The sequence below is a fragment of the Chenggangzhangella methanolivorans genome, from assembly GCF_019797865.1.
GTDB lineage: Bacteria > Pseudomonadota > Alphaproteobacteria > Rhizobiales > Methylopilaceae > Methylopila > Methylopila methanolivorans.
Genome location: NZ_CP081869.1, coordinates 148567 through 165214, shown reverse-complemented (window position 1 = coordinate 165214; position 16648 = coordinate 148567). Strand labels below are relative to the sequence as shown.

At 68.4% G+C, this 16648-nt stretch carries 15 protein-coding genes and 4 pseudogenes; 17 read left to right on the top strand and 2 right to left on the bottom strand.

Annotated features, from left to right (window positions below):
- Positions 1 to 28: 28 nt before the first annotated feature.
- Positions 29 to 592: a hypothetical protein gene (locus tag K6K41_RS00850; RefSeq protein WP_261403549.1), complete on the bottom strand. Its 564-nt coding sequence runs from the start codon at positions 590 to 592 to the stop codon at positions 29 to 31.
- A 251-nt stretch (positions 593 to 843) separates the two neighbouring features.
- On the opposite strand from K6K41_RS00850, the gene K6K41_RS00845 reads away from it, so the two are divergent.
- Positions 844 to 1143, top strand: a complete 300-nt coding sequence (locus tag K6K41_RS00845; RefSeq protein ID WP_261403548.1) for a helix-turn-helix domain-containing protein — start codon at positions 844 to 846, stop codon at positions 1141 to 1143.
- 18 nt (positions 1144 to 1161) lie between these two features.
- Here K6K41_RS00845 and K6K41_RS00840 read toward each other — a convergent pair.
- Positions 1162 to 3280, bottom strand: a pseudogene (locus tag K6K41_RS00840) (heavy metal translocating P-type ATPase).
- A 66-nt stretch (positions 3281 to 3346) separates the two neighbouring features.
- Here K6K41_RS00840 and K6K41_RS00835 point away from each other — a divergent pair.
- The 16 genes and pseudogenes from K6K41_RS00835 to K6K41_RS00760 all read left to right on the top strand — a co-directional run bounded on the left by K6K41_RS00835 (position 3347) and on the right by K6K41_RS00760 (position 16604).
- Entirely contained in the window at positions 3347 to 3772 is a 426-nt protein-coding gene (locus K6K41_RS00835; RefSeq protein WP_261403547.1) for a MerR family transcriptional regulator, read from the top strand.
- 122 nt (positions 3773 to 3894) lie between these two features.
- Positions 3895 to 4269 (top strand): hypothetical protein, encoded by a 375-nt coding sequence (locus K6K41_RS00830; protein WP_261403546.1) that lies wholly within the window; start codon positions 3895 to 3897, stop codon positions 4267 to 4269.
- A 517-nt stretch (positions 4270 to 4786) separates the two neighbouring features.
- The gene (locus K6K41_RS00820) at positions 4787 to 5155 is read left to right on the top strand and encodes a hypothetical protein (RefSeq protein ID WP_261403545.1); all 369 of its coding nucleotides are present in this window, start codon (positions 4787 to 4789) and stop codon (positions 5153 to 5155) included.
- A 173-nt stretch (positions 5156 to 5328) separates the two neighbouring features.
- A complete protein-coding gene (locus tag K6K41_RS00815) occupies positions 5329 to 5607 on the top strand; it encodes a TolC family protein (protein WP_261403544.1) in 279 nt (92 codons plus the stop codon).
- The gene (locus K6K41_RS00810) at positions 5604 to 5981 is read left to right on the top strand and encodes a hypothetical protein (RefSeq protein WP_261403543.1); all 378 of its coding nucleotides are present in this window, start codon (positions 5604 to 5606) and stop codon (positions 5979 to 5981) included. The genes K6K41_RS00815 and K6K41_RS00810 overlap by 4 nt, the downstream gene beginning before the upstream one ends.
- Complete coding sequence (locus K6K41_RS29205) at positions 5978 to 6934, top strand: hypothetical protein (protein WP_315855119.1); 957 nt, start codon at positions 5978 to 5980, stop codon at positions 6932 to 6934. Before K6K41_RS00810 ends, K6K41_RS29205 begins: the two co-directional genes overlap by 4 nt.
- A 23-nt stretch (positions 6935 to 6957) precedes the next feature.
- Entirely contained in the window at positions 6958 to 7467 is a 510-nt protein-coding gene (locus tag K6K41_RS29200; protein WP_315855118.1) for an efflux RND transporter periplasmic adaptor subunit, read from the top strand.
- A 30-nt stretch (positions 7468 to 7497) separates the two neighbouring features.
- Positions 7498 to 11231 (top strand): annotated as a pseudogene (locus tag K6K41_RS00800) (efflux RND transporter permease subunit).
- A 13-nt stretch (positions 11232 to 11244) separates the two neighbouring features.
- Positions 11245 to 12213 (top strand): cation diffusion facilitator family transporter, encoded by a 969-nt coding sequence (locus tag K6K41_RS00795; RefSeq protein ID WP_261403542.1) that lies wholly within the window; start codon positions 11245 to 11247, stop codon positions 12211 to 12213.
- Positions 12203 to 12574: a hypothetical protein gene (locus K6K41_RS00790; RefSeq protein WP_261403541.1), complete on the top strand. Its 372-nt coding sequence runs from the start codon at positions 12203 to 12205 to the stop codon at positions 12572 to 12574. The genes K6K41_RS00795 and K6K41_RS00790 overlap by 11 nt, the downstream gene beginning before the upstream one ends.
- A gap of 119 nt (positions 12575 to 12693) precedes the next feature.
- The gene (locus K6K41_RS00785; protein WP_261403540.1) at positions 12694 to 13359 is read left to right on the top strand and encodes a Crp/Fnr family transcriptional regulator; all 666 of its coding nucleotides are present in this window, start codon (positions 12694 to 12696) and stop codon (positions 13357 to 13359) included.
- A 457-nt stretch (positions 13360 to 13816) separates the two neighbouring features.
- Positions 13817 to 14271 (top strand): annotated as a pseudogene (locus tag K6K41_RS00780) (DUF411 domain-containing protein).
- Positions 14255 to 14707 carry a hypothetical protein gene (locus K6K41_RS00775; protein WP_261403539.1) on the top strand — a complete coding sequence of 151 codons (453 nt, stop codon included), beginning with the start codon at positions 14255 to 14257 and terminating at the stop codon, positions 14705 to 14707. Before K6K41_RS00780 ends, K6K41_RS00775 begins: the two are co-directional and overlap by 17 nt.
- A 281-nt stretch (positions 14708 to 14988) precedes the next feature.
- Positions 14989 to 15255, top strand: coding sequence for a FixH family protein (locus K6K41_RS00770; protein ID WP_315855117.1), 267 nt, complete (start codon positions 14989 to 14991; stop codon positions 15253 to 15255).
- Between the two features lie 342 nt (positions 15256 to 15597).
- Positions 15598 to 16050, top strand: a pseudogene (locus tag K6K41_RS00765) (efflux RND transporter periplasmic adaptor subunit); the annotation flags it as partial.
- Positions 16051 to 16079: 29 nt separating this feature from the next.
- Positions 16080 to 16604 carry an efflux RND transporter periplasmic adaptor subunit gene (locus K6K41_RS00760; protein ID WP_261403538.1) on the top strand — a complete coding sequence of 175 codons (525 nt, stop codon included), beginning with the start codon at positions 16080 to 16082 and terminating at the stop codon, positions 16602 to 16604.
- Positions 16605 to 16648: the final 44 nt, after the last annotated feature.

The following is a 16648-nucleotide window of genomic DNA, read 5'->3' as shown; positions in this document are numbered from 1 at the left end:
TCTCGACTGCTGTCGGCCAATGGCGAGGTCAGGAGACGGAGACAGAAACGCAGATATCCGGGCTCATGGGGGTTCTAAGGTCCATCCGTAGAAGACCTTCCCCGACCATTTTGAGGACAGCCCCGACGGGGTCGTCGTGGCTTGCGATTTCAAGCGCGCAGTCTTCGAGCGAAACGCCCGGCGTTTCCCGGACGCGAGCGATAATGGCCATTCGATCTGTCGCCGTGATCCGAAGGCTTCTGCTCGTTCCGATCAGAGCACAGTTGTCGAGAAAGGCCGGCCGCCTAACCCAGCCGGCCGGCGTCAGGAGGACATGCCTCCGCGCTCGGCGGGCGTCGTGTTTTGTCGAAAGCAGGGCAGGACGCTTCTGCTCCCATGCGCGCGTTGTGGCCGCGATCAGGGTGAAGCTTCTTGTGTTCGAGCGAAGCTTCACCACGAAAGCTTCGGACGGCTGCAGCCCATGAAAGCCAGCAAGCTCCTGGACGTATTCATCGGCGCCGTCGACTTCGACTGGCAAGGCCGAAACGGCAGTGAACACCTGACGAACCAATCGCAGTAGGTCGCTGGCGTCGCGCTGCTCGCACGCGAACATGTCGCAGTCGGTCAGCTTTGGAGATACGCCTTCCATAAATCTTCGTCCCCCGGTATGGCTTGACGAGAGGAAGCGCAGCCGAGCTCAATCCCTCAAAACGACGGATCGTTTGAGGAATTCGGTTTCTTCCCGACCGCGCAGCACGGCGCCCTGCGCCACGATCACTGTGCGAGGCAGAATGGGTTCAAATCTGAGTGGATCGCCCGTAGGGAGAGAGACGACACGCATACGCCGGGCAGACAGATTGGTGCATGTTCGGTACCAGTCCTGCAATCCTAACATTCTGCATTATGCGGAAAGTATTGGGCGTGGTTAAGGCTTGCCAAATTCGTGCCGGCAGAGCGATGCTGTCTTGGTCGCAACAACAGCTTGCCGACAAAGCTGACTTGAGTAGGGATACGATCAAAGCGTTGGAAACGCCGGGTGTTCGCACTTACACGGCTACGGTGGAAGCAGTCGTAAGAGTTCTTGAAAACGAAGGCCTGCGTTTTCTTCAGGATGATCATTCCCTTGGCGTAGCGTTGGACGCCAACAATAGCCACGCCGGTTAAACGTTTTGATTGAGATGCTTAAGACATCTTGAAGCGCAGCAGGCGGAGCGCGTTCGCTGTCACCAGCACGGTCGCTCCGGTGTCGGCGAGGATCGCCATCCAGAGCGGCGTGAAGCCAAAGAGGGTCGCGACCAGGAACGCGCCCTTCAGGCCGAGCGCGAGCGTGACGTTGCTCCAGATGTTCGACAGGGTCGCCCGGGACAGGACCACGAGCTCGGCCACCCCGCCGACGCGGTCCTTGAGCAGCGCCGCGTCCGCGGTCTCGAGCGCGACGTCCGTCCCACCGCCCATCGCGACGCCGACCGAGGCCGCGGCAAGGGCGGGAGCGTCGTTCACGCCGTCGCCGACCATCGCGATCGGACCATCCTGGCGATGGTCGGCGATCGCCTCGAGCTTGGCCGCGGGCAGCAGCTCCGCGCGATGCTCGACGCCGAGCTCGGCCGCGATCGCGGCGGCGGCCCTCGCGTTGTCGCCCGTCAGCATTACGGTGCGCAGGCCGAGTTTGCGCAGCCGCTCCAGCCCCGCGGCCGCGTCCGGACGGAGCGTGTCCCTGAGCGCGACGAGGCCGAGCAGCCGAGCGCCCTCGCTGACCGCCACGACGGTGTTTCCGGCGCCCTCGAGCTCTGCCACCCGCCCAGTGGCTTCCGGCGACAGCAGGCCCTTCTCGACGGCCTGACGCGGCGATCCAACGGTGACGAAGCCAGACATCAGGCGCGCGGTCACGCCCTTGCCGGGCGTAGCCGTACCGCCGAAGGCGTTCGGGACAGTCAACATCCTCGACTGGGCCTCCTCGACGATGGCGAGACCGAGCGGATGGCTGGAGCCGCGCTCGACGGCGGCAGCCTTCGAGAGCGTCTCGTCGACGGTCCCGTCAAGCGCAACGACATCGACGACGCGCGGCCGTCCCTCCGTCAGCGTGCCCGTCTTGTCGAACGCGACCGTCTTCACGCGGCCGAGCGTTTCCAGCGCCGCGCCGCCCTTGATGAGGAGGCCACGTCGCGCTCCGCCCGCGAGCGCCGATGCGACGGCCGCCGGGGTCGAGATCACGAGCGCGCAGGGGCAGGCGATCAGCAGAACGGCGAGCCCGCGATAGATCCATGTCTGCCAGTCGCCGCCCACTAACAGTGGGGGCGCGACGATCACCAGCAGCGCGAACGCCATGGCGGCGGGCGTGTACCAGCGGCTGAAGCGCTCGATGAAGCGCGCGGTCGGCGCCTTGGTCGCCTGCGCCTCCTCGACCATGTGGACGATGGGCGATGGTGTTGTCCGCGGCCGCCTTCGTGATCGACACGCGGAGCTCGCCGTTGGCGTTGACGCTGCCCGCATGGACGCTCGAGCCGACCTCCTTGAAGACGGCCCGGGACTCGCCAGTGATCGGGGCCTCGTTCAGTTCGGACGCGCCCTCGACCACGGTCCCGTCGGACGGGACGCGGTCGCCTGGACGCACCAGCACGACGTCGCCGACCGCGAGTTCGGACGCCGGGACGGTCTCCACCTCGTCGCCACGGATCCGGTGGGCCGAGCGCGGCATCAGGTCGACGAGCGCCTTCACCCCCGCCCGGGCGCGGCTCGCCGCCACGCCTTCGAGCAGTTCGCCGACCGCGAACAGGAACACCACGACCGCGGCCTCCGGCGCCTCGCCGATCGCGATCGCGCCGATGGCGGCGACGGCCATCAGGGTCTCAATACTGAAGGGCGTCCCGTTGAGCGCGCCGGCGACGGCGCGCCGGGCCACGGGAACGAGCGCGACGACAGCCGCGACCACGTAGGGCCACGCCGCCCACTGCGGTTCAAGCCAAGAAACGCCCCAGGCCCCGGCGAGCAGCGCGCCCGAGGCGGGAACGAGCCTGCCCTTCGCGGTCGACCACCACGGGCCTTCGGTCGCCGGATGATCGTGACCCGCGGGGCCGGCCGCGGCCGGATCGATCGCCTTGAAGCCGAGACTGTCGACCTTGGCCCGGATCGCCTCGCGGCTGGTGCGGTCTTCGTCCACCGTGATCGACATTGAGGACGCGGCGACGCTCACCTCGACCTCGGCGACGCCCGGCAGTCGCCGCATGGCGGTCTCGATCTTCGCGGCGCAGGACCCGCAGTCCATGCCCTCGATGCGGAGCTTCAGGGCGCTCGCGGCGGCCATTTCGTCACCTCGACAATTCCGACGTGACGCACAATATGGACCCTGTAGCAACTACAGGGTCAAGCGATGTCTGACACGTTCGCGATCGGCGAGCTCGGGCGGGCGACCGACACCAAGGTCGAGACCGTCCGCTACTACGAGCGCATCGGCCTGCTGTCCCAGCCGCGGCGCACCTCGGGCAACTACCGCGCCTATGACCGCGGCCACCTCAATCGCCTGAGCTTCATCCGCCGCTCCCGCGACCTCGGTTTCTCGCTCGACCAGGTCCGTGCGCTGCTCGACCTTGCGGACCAGCGCGACCGCCCCTGCGAGGCCGTGGACGAGATCGCGCGGGGCCACCTCGCCGAGGTCGAGCGCAAGATCGCCGACCTCGAAGCGTTGCGCGATGAACTTCGCGGGATGGTGCGGCAATGCGGCCACGGGTCGGTCCGCGACTGCCGGATCATCGAGGCGCTTTCGCCCGGCGACGCACGGGCCACGGCGCCCGGTTAAGGACTCGTTGACGGCTTGCCGCCACCATCGGATCGCGGAGTCGTGGCGGCCACGGGACTTGACACCGCCCCCCGTTTCCCCGGATGCGTTGCAGCATGGACGTTCTGTCGAAGGCGAGATCAATGCGTGCCTGGCGCTTCTGCGTCCGGGTTGCGTTCGCCCTTTGCCTGGTCGTCTTCGGCGTCGGTGACGCCGTCGAGCGCAGCTTCGCGGGCCACGTGGGCCTCGACTCGGCGCTCACCTACGCGGTCTCGGCCGACACCATGGCCAGCGTCACGACCGATCATTCCGGCATCCATGTCGACGGCCAGTCCGGCGACGTGGACCTGAGCGGCCAGTTCGTCGGTCACGGCTGCCATGGCTGCGCCGCCATTCCTGAGCGGATAGCGCAGGTCGTTGCCGCGCCGAGCGCGCTCGGCTTGTCCCCGGCATGGGCCTCCGTGCCCTCGACCGCCGGGCGGGAACCCCTCGTCGACCTTCCTCCGCCTCGAGCCTGACCTGACGGAATCCGTGTCGATGCGCGCCTAGAACCGCGCTCGGTTCCGCTCGTCAGTTCATCAGGTCAGGTCATGTTTTTCAGAACCCGCGCGCTTGCGCTGGGGGTGGCGATCGCGCTGCTTCCCGCGCCGGCGACGCACGCCGCGCCGTCGTCGCGGTCCCTCACGCTGTCACAGGCGCTGTCGCGCGCCGTCGCCTCCTCCCCTGGTCTCGCCGCGGCGGATCGGGAGATTGGGGCGGCGGACGGCCGGAGCCTCCAATCCGGCGTCTTCCCCAACCCCGAGCTCTCCGCAGAGCTCGACAACGCCTTCGGCTCTAGATCCAAGCGCAACCTCGAGGCCGCCGAGACCACGCTCCAGATCAGCCAGCTCTTCGAGCTCGGCGGCAAGCGGGAGGCCCGGATGGCGATCGCCGCCGCCGACATCGACCCGCGCGCTGGGACCGCGCCGCGACCCGGCTCCAGGTTCTCGCGAGACGGCCGAGGCGTTCGCAAGGACGCTCGGCGCCCAGCGTCGCGTGGCGGAGCTCGAGGAACAGGTCGACGACCTCGACCGCCTGACGCCGCTGCTCCAGCGACGGGTCGAGGCGGGCGCGTCCTCAAGCGCCGAGATCTCGCGCGGCCGTCTCGCCACCGAGACGACCCGCGTCGAGCTCGCCAAGGCGAAGGCCTCGTTCCAGGCGGCGCGGCGCGAGCTGTCGGTGCTGATTGGAGAGAAGGCGCCGTCGTTCACGTCGGTCGGGCGGCGACCTCTCGCGCATCGGCGCGCCGCCCTCGTTCGGCAGCCTGATGGCGCGCGCTGCAGACCCCGCAGCTCACGCGCTCACGGCGGTGAGGGCCCAGCGCCGGGCGCTGCTCGCGGCCGCGCAGGCGAAGGCCGTGCCTGACATCACGGCGGGCGTGGGTGGCGGCACTACCGCGAGGACCGCTCGAACGCCGTCATGGCCTCGCTCAGCGTGCCGCTTCCGGTGTTCGACCGGAACCACGGTGGCGTCATCGAGGCAAACGAGACACTCGCCAAGACCGAAGCCGAGAAGGCCGCGGCCCAGCGGGCCTGACGGTGCTCGTCGGCAACGCCTACGAGACGCTTCGGGGCTCCTACGACGAGGCCCGGCTCACCCGCGCCAACGTTCTGCCCGTCGCCCGCGAAGCCTGGGACAGCATCCGCTCCGGCTACGGCGAGGGCCGCTACTCGCTGCTCGAGCTGCTCGACGCGCGCGCCGCGCTGTCGGAAGCCTCGCTCAAGGAGATCGACGCTCTCGTCTCCTTCCACTCATCGCTCGCCAGTCTCGAAGGCCTGACGGGATCCGCCCTCGTTCTGTCCCGGAGAGACAAATGACCTTCCTCAAGACCGCCTCCATGGGCGGCGCGCTCCTACTCGCCTCCGCTCCCGTTTCGCTGGCGGCGCCCGCATCGACGTCCCGCGTCGTCCCGCTGCCCGGCTACGACGGCGCGTGGGTCTATGACGGCCGCACGCCGCCGACCTGCAACGCCCGCGACGTCCGCGTCCGCCATTTCGCGGGTGATGGCCACTCCAGCGACGCCGCCGAACACGCGCACCTCGGCCACGGCCACAAGTGGTCGAAGCGCAACTTCAAGGGCTACCCGACGAAGCCGCCCTGCTACGTGCGCCGCGCCTCCGCCCAACCGGAAACCCCTGCCGACCTGGCGACCGCCGCGACCCGCAACGCCCTGTCCGGAGACCTGTCATGAGCCGATCGTTCGCACGCGACGCCGCCGTCCTCGTGGTCGGAGGTCTCATCGGGGCCGGCGGCCTCTACGCCGCTCAGCAGGGACCGTCCGCGGTCGCAACCCAGGCGCTCTCGCTCTACTCCGGTCTGATGGGAGGGGACGGCCATGCCCACGCCGAAGCCCCGAAGGCGCTTGCCGCCGCGGACGGTCACAAGGAAGGCGACGGCCATGCCCACGGCAAGGACGGCACCCATTCGAAGGACGACGGCCACGGTCACTCCAAGGACGACGACCACTCCAAGGACGATGGCCACGGCCATGGTTCCGGCAAGGACGATGGGCATGGCCATGGCAAGAACGACGGTCACGGCCACGACAAACCGAAGCCGAAGGCCGACGCAGGCGCCCCGATCCAGGTCGCGGCCGCGGACGACCACAAGGAGGGCGACGGCCACGGTCACGGCAAGGAGGACGCGCACTCCAAGGATCACGGGCACGGCCACGGGAAGGACGATGCCCATTCCAAGGACGACGGCCATGGACACGGGTCGGGCAAGGACGACGGTCACGAGCACGGCGCGGACGACGGCCATGGCCACGACAAGCCGAAGCCGAAGGCCGACGCCGGGGGCGAACCGCCCCTGAAGGTCGCGGCAGTCGACGCCAAGGACGACGGGCACGGCCACGGCGCCGAGAAGGAGGACGACGGCCACGGTCATGGGGCTCAGCTCCCCGAGGGCGTCGTCGAGCTGGGTGAGGCCAAGGTGAAGGCCGCGGGCATCGCGCTCGGCAAGGCGGGCGCCTCGACGCTCCGCGAGGAACTCCAGCTCAACGGCATCGTGCAGGCGAACCAGGAAGCGGTCGTGCAGGTCACGCCGCGCTTCCCCGGCGTGGTCCGCACGCTGTCGAAGCGCCTCGGCGACCAGGTGAAGAAGGCGAGCTGCTCGCGGTCGTCGAGAGCAACCAGAGCCTGACGACTTACGAACTGAAGGCCCCGATGGCGGGCGTGATCACCGAGCGGCAGGCCTCGCTCGGCGAATACGTCTCCGAGCAGAAGCCCGCCTTCGTCATCACCGACCTCTCAACGCTCTGGGTCGACTTCTCGGTCTACCGCCGCGACCTCGCGAAGGTCGCGGTCGGCGAGACCGTGCGGATCGACCCCGAGGACGGCGGAGAGCCGATCGAGGCGAAGATCTCCTACCTGTCGCCGATCGGGGCCGCCGACACCCAGAGCGCGGTCGCGCGCGCTGTTATCGCGAATGACGGCCGCTTCCGGCCAGGCCTGTTCGCGACGGGCGCAATCGCGACCGCCGAGCAGTCCGTGCCGCTCGCCGTGTCGATCGACGCCGTGCAGTCGCTCGAGGGCCGCGACGTGGTGTTCGTCCGCGAGGGCGACCGCTTCGCCGCCCGCGACGTGACGCTCGGCCGCCGGGACGGACGCTCCGTCGAGGTCGTCACGGGTCTCAAGAGAGGCGAAGCCTACGCGTCGAAAACAGCTTCGTCGTGAAGGCAGAGCTCGCAAAGGGAAGCGCGAGCCATGAGCACTGACCCGCACCAGGCCGACGCGAGCGAGTTCAAGCCGAACGGCCTGATCGAGCGCATCCTCGCCTTCTCGATCGCGCAGCGCTGGCTCGTGGTCTTTGCCTGTCTTGGCGTGGCGGCCTTCGGGGCCTGGAACTTCCTGCGCCTGCCGATCGACGCGGTGCCGGACATCACCAACGTCCAGGTCCAGATCAACACCACCGCGCCGGGCTTCTCGCCGCTCGAGGTCGAGCAGCGCATCACCTTCCCGCTCGAGACGAGCATGGGCGGGCTGCCGGACCTCGACTACACCCGCTCGCTCTCGCGCTACGGGCTCTCCCAGGTCACTGTCGTGTTCAAGGACGGGACCGACATCTACTTCGCCCGCCAGCTCGTGAACGAGCGGCTGCAGCAGGCCAAGGACCAGTTGCCCGTCGGCGTCGAGACCGCGATGGGGCCGATTTCGACGGGCCTCGGCGAGATCTACAACTACGTGGTCGACGCCAAGGAAGGCGCGAAGAAGCCCGACGGCTCCGCCTACAGCCCAGCCGACCTCCGCACGATCCAGGACTGGATCATCACGCCCCAGCTCCGCACCGTGCCGGGCGTGGTCGAGGTCAACACGATCGGCGGCTACGAGCGCCAGCTCCACGTGCTGCCGAACCCCGCGCGGCTGATGGCCTATGGCCTAACCTTCCGCGACGTGATGACGGCGCTCGCGACCAACAACGCGAACGTCGGCGCCGGCTACATCGAGCGCAACGGCGAGCAATACCTCGTCCGGACGCCCGGCCAGGCGCTCACCGCGGAGGACGTCGGGAGCATCGTTATCAACTCGCACGCGGGTACGCCCATCAGGGTGTCGGACCTCGCGGAGGTGAAGGACGGACGCGAACTCCGCAACGGCGCAGCCACGCTGAACGGCCACGAGGTCGTTCTCGGCACGACCATGCTGCTGATCGGCGAGAACAGCCGGACGGTAGCGGAGCGCGTCGCCAACAAGCTCGGCGAAATCCAGAAGTCGCTGCCCGAAGGCGTCGAGGCGCGCGCCGTCTACGACCGATCCACTCTCGTCGAGGCGACGATCGCCACCGTTGAGAAGAACCTCGTCGAGGGCGCGCTGTTCGTGATCGCGGTGCTGTTCCTGCTGCTCGGCAACATCCGCGCCGCGATCGTCACCGCGCTGGTGATCCCGCTCGCAATGCTCTTCACGATCACGGGCATGGTCGAGAACAAGGTCTCGGCGAACCTCATGAGCCTCGGGGCGATCGACTTCGGCATCATCATCGACGGCGCCGTGATCATCGTCGAGAACTGCCTGCGGCTGCTCGCCCACGAGCAGGAACGCCGCGGCCGTCTGCTCAACATGCAGGAGCGGTTCCAGACGATCCTCGCCGGAGCGAGCGAGGTCATCCGGCCGAGCCTTTTCGGCACCATGATCATCGCGGTCGTCTACCTGCCCGTGCTGACCCTCACCGGGGTCGAGGGCAAGATGTTCACGCCGATGGCGGTCACCGTCCTGATGGCCCTTCTCGGCGCGTCGATCTTCTCCATGACCTTCGTGCCGGCCGCGATCGCGATCTTCGTGTCCGGCAAGGTCAAGGAGAAGGAGAACTGGTTCATGCGGGGCGCCCGCGTGACCTACCAGCCGTTGCTCGGCCTGATGATCAAGCTCCGCTGGGTCGTGGCCCCTGCGGCGGTCGCCCTGGTCGTCGTGACCGGGATCGCGGCGTCGCGGATGGGCGGCGAGTTCATCCCGAGCCTCGACGAGGGCGACGCCGCCGTCCAGGCGCTCCGCGTGCCCGGCACGAGCCTCACCCAGTCGCTGGAGATGCAGTCGGCTCTCGAGAAGCGCCTGCTGCAGTTGCCGGAGGTCAAGGAGGTGTTCGCCCGCACGGGCGTCGCCGAGGTCGCCACCGACGCGATGCCGCCCTCGATCTCGGACGGCTACCTGATGCTCAAGCCCCGGTCGGAGTGGCCGAACCCGAAGAAGACCAAGGCCGAGCTGATGGAGGATGTGGAGAAGGCCGCGGAGGAGATTCCCGGCTCGAACTACGAGCTCTCGCAGCCGATCCAGCTCCGCTTCAACGAGCTGATCTCCGGCGTGCGGTCGGACGTCGGCGTAAAAATCTTCGGCGACGACTCGACACGCTGCTCAAGGTCGCGGGCGAGGTTCAGACGGTGCTCCAGAAGGTGCCCGGAGCCGCGGACGTGAAGACCGAGCAGGTCACGGGCCTGCCGATCCTGACCGTGAAGTTGAACCGCTCCGCGCTGTCCCGCTACGGGGTCAGCGTCGGCGACGTGCAGGAGATCGTCGAGATCGCGGTTGGCGGCAAGGAAGCCGGGCAGATCTTCGAGGGCGACCGCCGCTTCGACATCGTGGTGCGGCTGCCCGAACGGCTGCGCACCGACATCGAGGCGCTGAAGAACCTGCCCGTGCCGCTTCCGACCCCGGACGGCAACGAGGCGCAGGCAAGCCCGGCGGTGCTTGGAGGCGTTCCCGCCTCTCGCACCCGCTACGTCCCGCTCTCCACGCTTGCGTCCCTGGAGGTGGCCCCCGGGCCGAACCAGATCAGCCGCGAGAACGGCAAGCGCCGCATCGTGGTCTCGGCGAACGTCCGCGATCGCGACCTCGGCTCCTTCGTCGGCGACGCCCAGCGGGTCATCGGGGAGCAGGTCAAGCTCCCGAGCGGCTACTGGATCGGCTGGGGCGGGCAGTTCGAGCAGCTCGTCTCGGCGACCCAGCGCCTGACGATCGTCACCCCGATCGCGCTCGGGCTGATCTTCGTCCTGCTGTTCATGAGCCTCGGCTCGTTCAAGGAGGCGGCGCTCGTGTTCTCCGGCGTGCCGCTCGCGCTCACGGGCGGGGTCGCGGCGCTCCTGATCCGCGACATCCCGCTCTCGATCTCGGCGGGCATCGGGTTCATCGCGCTGTCGGGCGTCGCGGTCCTCAACGGGCTCGTCATCATCGCGTTCATCCAGAAGCTGCGTGAACAGGGCAAGGAGCTGGTCGAGGCGGTCAAGGAAGGCGCGCTGACCCGACTCCGCCCGGTGCTGATGACCGCGATGGTGGCCTCGCTCGGCTTCGTGCCGATGGCGATCGCGACCGGGCCGGGCGCGGAGGTGCAGCGTCCGCTCGCGACCGTGGTGATCGGCGGGATCGTGTCGTCCACCATCCTGACGCTGCTCGTCCTCCCGGCTCTCTACGTCCTCTTCACGAGGCGACGGAAGTCGGACCTGGTTCCGGAACCCGGACCGGACGCAGCCGGCGGCCGCGTCGTGAGGGCCGCGGCCCTCGGCGCGGCTGCGCTCGCTCTCGCTCTGGGGACGTCGTCCCCGGCGCGGGCGCTCAACGAGGACGTGATGCGCAACGTCCTGTCCTCCGTGTTCCTCGCCCAGAACTTCACGGCCGTCTGCGTGAAGGTCGATCCCGACTTCGCCCGGGAGACGGGAGGGAAGGACGGAGACGCCTCCAAGGTCATCGCCCACATGAAGGACGAGATCCTCGCGACGATGACGCGAGAGGAGGCCGCGCAGATCGTCGTCAGCGCCGCGGGAGCCGCCCGCGCGGTCGGCCTCGGCATGATCCGCTCGCTTTCGGGCGGAACGGTCGAGGAGCAGACCGACCGTGTCAGGGCGCTCTGCGAGGGCACGGCCAAGCCGCTGGTGAAGGGCGTCGTCGAGAACCATGACGAGCGGCACGAGTTTTTCGAGCAGATGCTCAAGGACGCCCGCCAGGGCCGCGGCTGAGGACGGGACGACGATGACGGCACATGACGACCACGCCGGAAACGACCATGGCAATGGCGGCGGGGACCACTCCGGCCATGCCCACGGGCCGGGCGGGCACGCGCATGCGCCCGCCAGTTTCGGCAAGGCGTTCGCGGTCGGCATCGGGCTGAACACCGTCTTCGTCGTCATCGAGGCAAGCTACGGCTACGCCAGCAACTCGCTCGCCCTCGTGGCGGACGCAGGCCACAATCTGTCCGACGTGCTCGGCCTCTTGGTCGCCTGGATCGCCGCGACGCTCGCCAGCCGTCCGCCGTCTCCGCGCTTCTCCTACGGCCTGCGCTCGTCCTCGATCATGGCGGCGCTGTTCAACGCGATCTTCCTGCTGATTGCGGTCGGGATGATCACCTGGGAGGCGATCCAGCGCTTCTTCGACCCCCAGCCCGTCGCCGGCGTGACCGTCATGGTGGTCGCCGCCATCGGGGTTCTGATCAACGGCTTCACCGCGTTCCTGTTCATGTCGGGCCGCAAGGGCGACATCAACATCAAGGGCGCATACCTCCACATGGTCGCCGACGCCGGGGTCTCGGTCGCCGTGATCGTCGCCGGGCTTCTGGTGATCGTGACCGGATGGGAATGGCTTGACCCCGTCGTCAGCCTGATGATCGCAGCGGTGATCACGATGGGCACCTGGGGGCTGCTGCGCGACAGCGTGACCATGTCGCTTGATGCGACCCCGCCGGGCATCGACCCCGCGGCCGTCGTCGCATTCCTTCAGCAGCGCCCCGGGGTCGTCGAGGTCCACGACCTCCACGTCTGGCCGATGAGCACGACCGAGACGGCGCTCACCGCGCACCTCGTCATGCCCTCGGGCCATCCGGGCGACGCAGCCATGCGCTCGATCGCCGAGGAGCTCGAAAAGCGCTTCGGCATCGCCCACCCAACGATCCAGATCGAGCTCGCGACGGGCTCCTGTCCTCTGGCCCCCGCCCATGCGGTCTGAGGCTGGGACACGCGCCGCGGCTTTCCTACGCGCGCTTTCGCGCAAGGCGGCGGCGCTTGCGACGCTTCTTGCCGTGCTGCTGCTCGCCGTGTCCCACGTCGAGATCGATCACGGCTCCCGCTTCGCGCCACTATCCGGCCAGCAGGCCGTGCTTGTGACCTCCGCTCCCTGCTCGTCCGCCGCGCTTGGGCATGCTGGCTCGGGCGCCGCCGAATGCTCAGCACCGTGCGTCGCGCCGCTTCCGGCCGCCCTCGGTTCCTGGGAGGCTCTCGCCCAGCGGTCCGCTGCCGTCCGATCCTCATGCCCCGGCCTCCACGGCGTCCATGTCGGTCTCGCCACCCCACCGCCCCGGATCGCCTGATCGCGCCGTCCGGCGGAAGCGGCGACGCCGTTCCGCCGACCTTGCTTTCAGCGACGCGTCCCTGACGCGACGGCCGACGCCGTCAGCGGGACGCAGAACCGACTCCGGGAAACGAAGACATGATCACCCACTCATCCTGCGCGCACCCCGCGCACCACGCGGACGACGCCGACCTGCTCGCGACCATCGAGGCTCACGAGATCGCCCTGTTTGCCCGCCGCGTCCGGCTTCCCCGCGGGGCGAAGCTCGACCTGCCGGGTCGGCACGGCTCTACGTTGGTGCTCGCCTCGGGAAGGCTCTCGGCCGAGACGATCACGTCCGACGGGCACGAGGCCTTCGCGGCCGACGTCGAGCCGGGTGACGTGATCGGCGAGGCTTTCGCGTTCGAGCGCTGCGACACGCCGTTCGAGGTGGTTGCCGACGAAGCGTCCGAGGCCTGGTGCTTCGAGGCGCGCGACTTCGCGGCCGCGTTCGAGCGCCACCCAGCCTTCGCAAAGGCGGTGGTGCGCGCGATGTGCCGTCGGCAGTGCCGGACGCTTCAAAGGATGTCGGAGGTCATGACCCTGCCGATGTCGGGCAGGCTGGAGGCCGAGCTGCTGAGGCTCGCGGCCTGCGACCCGTCCGGCCGCGCGATCGGGCGGCTGCCGACGCATCGGCAGATCGCCTCGCGCATCGCGACGCCAGCGGAGGCGGTGACCAAGGAGCTGAGCCGCCTCGAACGACAGGGCGCGATCCGCAAGGAGCGATATGGCCTGAGACTCGTCGGGCCAAGCTGGAACACCTGAACTTGGGGCGGGCCAGCCCGGGGGGGGCTGGCCCTGCGGCGCCGTCAGGGTTGGAGACCAAATGACGGCGCCGGTTCGGATCAGCGCGCGATCCCGCGCTGGGGTCATGGCGGTTGCTCGCCTCACGGTCAACGCTGCCGGTCCTCTCGCTGGACAGGAGGCTGAAGTCCGGCACGCTGTCGTAGAAGTCGGCGCTGTCGCGCAGGTGCTGGTTCGTCGAGTTGGCGGGCCCGGTCCCGGCCGTCGCGGCCGCGACCGAGGACATTAGAACGAGGGCGGCGGCGATCATGGTCTTCATCGTGGGTCACTCCCTTGTGGAAGCTCGTCTTGAGCTTGGGGCCACGATGCCGGGAGGCCCGGATTCGCCGGGTGGAAAGTCCCACATTAGCGGACAACTGGACGTGAGCCGCGCGTGTGCGAAGGTGGCCGGGAAAGAAGGAGGGCGACGCCCATGACTATGGATCGCAGGACGTTCACGCTGCTGGCGGCCGGCGCCGCGCTGCTTTTCCCGGGCGGGGTCCGCGCCGCTCCGGCGATGACCGTCCACAAGGATCCGACCTGCGGCTGCTGCGAGGCCTGGGTCGATCACGTCCGCGCGGCCGGCTACGAGGCGCGGGTCGTCGAGGTCGCGGCCATCACGCCGTAAAGGCGAAGCTCGGCGTGCCGCCGGGTCTGAGGTCCTGCCACACGGCCGAGATCGACGGCTACGTGCTCGAGGGCCACGTGCCCGCGGCTGCGATCGCGAGGCTGCTCGCCGAGCGCCCGAAGGTGCGGGGCCTCGCTGTGCCCGGGATGCCGATCGGATCGCCTGGCATGGAGGTCGAAGGCCGCGACTCCGAGACCTACGACGTGATGGCATTCGGCGACGAGCAGGAAAAATTCATGACGTTCAGAGGTGGCGATCCTGCGTGAACGTCAGAGCGACGCCGCGACCATCAAGCGCTTCACAAGACGCCGCCACCATCAAGCGCTTCACAAGACGCCGCCACGGGTGCATGCTTATAACGTGAGCCTGATCGCAGTGCTGAAACGTCTGACCTTTTTGCTGCTCGTCTTCGGCGTTGCTCTAGAGCCGCTGGGCGCGCAAGCGGGCTTTCGCGTCGGCACGACGTCTCAAGATGTGGCCACGGCGGAGACGATGGCGGAGGGCATGCCGTGTTGCCCAGACGAAGCCCCTCTTCGTCCAGCCTGTCCAAAGGTCTGCCCGCTGATGGCGGTCTGCATGACCGCAAGCATTCCAGCGACGCCCGAGTCCTCGACGCTCGGCGGCCGCTCGATTTTGGCGCTGGCGCAGCTCGTTCCGCTCGATGACCAGTCGCGTTCCGGACCTGTCGCGGACCCCCGCTAGACCGCCCCGTACCTGACGCGAACTGCGGCGCGTAAGCGCTGCGCTGCGCGGAACTGACCCGCGCGGTTCATTGCCGTGGGCGCTCCTGCCCGCGGTGAACGCCCGCGACCTGCGGGCGCATGGCGCGTATGGAAATTGAACAATGAATATCCGGTATCGGTGGCGTGCACCCGCCGCGACGCTTGCTGCTTTGCTGGCGATCAGCCCCATCGCCGCTCGGGCGGATTCCGACACTTACGAATTCCAGTTTGATCGACTCCAGTACGAAGGCTGGTGAGGGCGTGATCCTCGCGGCGCGTCTCATCAACAAGCGAAGCGGCAAGCCGGTGTCGGACGCCGTGATTTTCGCCTGGCGGATCGACATGGCGCCGGACGGGATGCCCACGATGACAGGCTCGCTCGAACCCCATACTTCGGACGAGCCCGGCGTCTACCGGTTCAAGGCGAATCTGACGATGGAGGGGGCTTGGCGGCTTTCCCTGGCGGCTAAGGTTCAGGGAGAAAGCCAGACGATCGTTGGCCGCCCCTTGCTCCAGGTGCAGCCATGAGGCGCGCCGTCGTCGTCTGCCTGCTTGTAGCCGGCGTGGCCGGGCTGGCTACGCTGGGTTCAACCGCGGCTGGATTCCTGTTTCAGAAAAATCTTTCAGAGGGCGGCGGCGCAGCCGGCTTCAGACGGCCGGATCCTCTACTACCGCCATCCGGATGGCGGCGCGGTGTACTCCGCGGGTCCGCGCGAAGCTGACGACGGACGACCTTTTGCGCCGGTGCGCGAGGGCGAGGACGTCGGTTTCGATGCCAAGAACGGCGAGCCGACAGAGCCCGGAAGACGCGCTGTCGCCGTTGATCCGAAGCCGCAGAAGCCGGGCCGGATCCTCTTCTATCGCAACCCGATGGGGCTTCCGGATACGTCGCCCACGCCCAAGAAGGACTCGATGGGGATGGACTACATCCCCGTCTACGAGGGCGACGGTGAAGGATCGACGGTCAGCGTCGATCCAGGCAAGCGGCAGCGAAGCGGCGTCAGGACAGAAACGGTCTCAAGGCGTTCGCTGTCGGTTCCGGTTCGCGCCGCCGGCGTCATCCAGCTCGACGAGCGTCGCATTTCGGTCGTCGCGGTGCGCGCCCAGTCCTTCGTGAACAAGGTCGAACCGGTCACGACCGGCGACCGCGTTAAGCGTGGCCAAGTCCTGATGCGCCTGTACTCGCCGGAAGTGGCCGCGGCCGCTGCCCAATACCTATCGATCGTTGGTCAGCCGACCGCGGCCGGGAAAGCAGTCGTCGATGGCGCGCGGCGGCGACTGGAGAACCTCGACGTGCCAGACGCCGTCATCGACGAGGTCGAGCGGAGCCGGCGCGCGCCGCTCGATTTCGCGTGGACGTCGCCTCGCGACGGCGTGGTGCTCTCCGGAAAGCCGTTGACGGCATGCAGGCCATGCCGGGCGAAGAGATGTTCCGCATCGCCGATCTCTCATTGGTTTGGGCGGTCCTCGACATCCCTGAAGCCCAGCTGCCGCTGGTCGAAGCCGGACAGACGGTCACGGTGCGGCCCCGCGGCGCGACGACGGCGTACAAGGGGCGTATCACGCTCATCTATCCCGAGATCAACGTCGCGACGCGGACCGCGCGACTGAGGGTCGAACTCGCCAATCCGGACGGCGCCCTCAAGCCGGAGATGTATGTCGACGCCGACATCGAGACCGGCGCCGCGGCGGCGGTCTTGGCGGCGCCGCTGAGCGCGGTGATCGACAGCGGCGACCGGCGGGTGGCGCTCATCGAAAAGGGCGAGGGCAAGTTCGAACCGCGCGACGTTACGATCGGTCGGTCCGGCGAAGGGTATGTCGAAGTGCGATCGGGACTCGCAGAGGCGACAAGGTGGTGGTCGCGGCGAATTTTCTGATCGACGCCGAGAGCAATCTCAAGGCCGCGTTGAGCGGCCTTTCG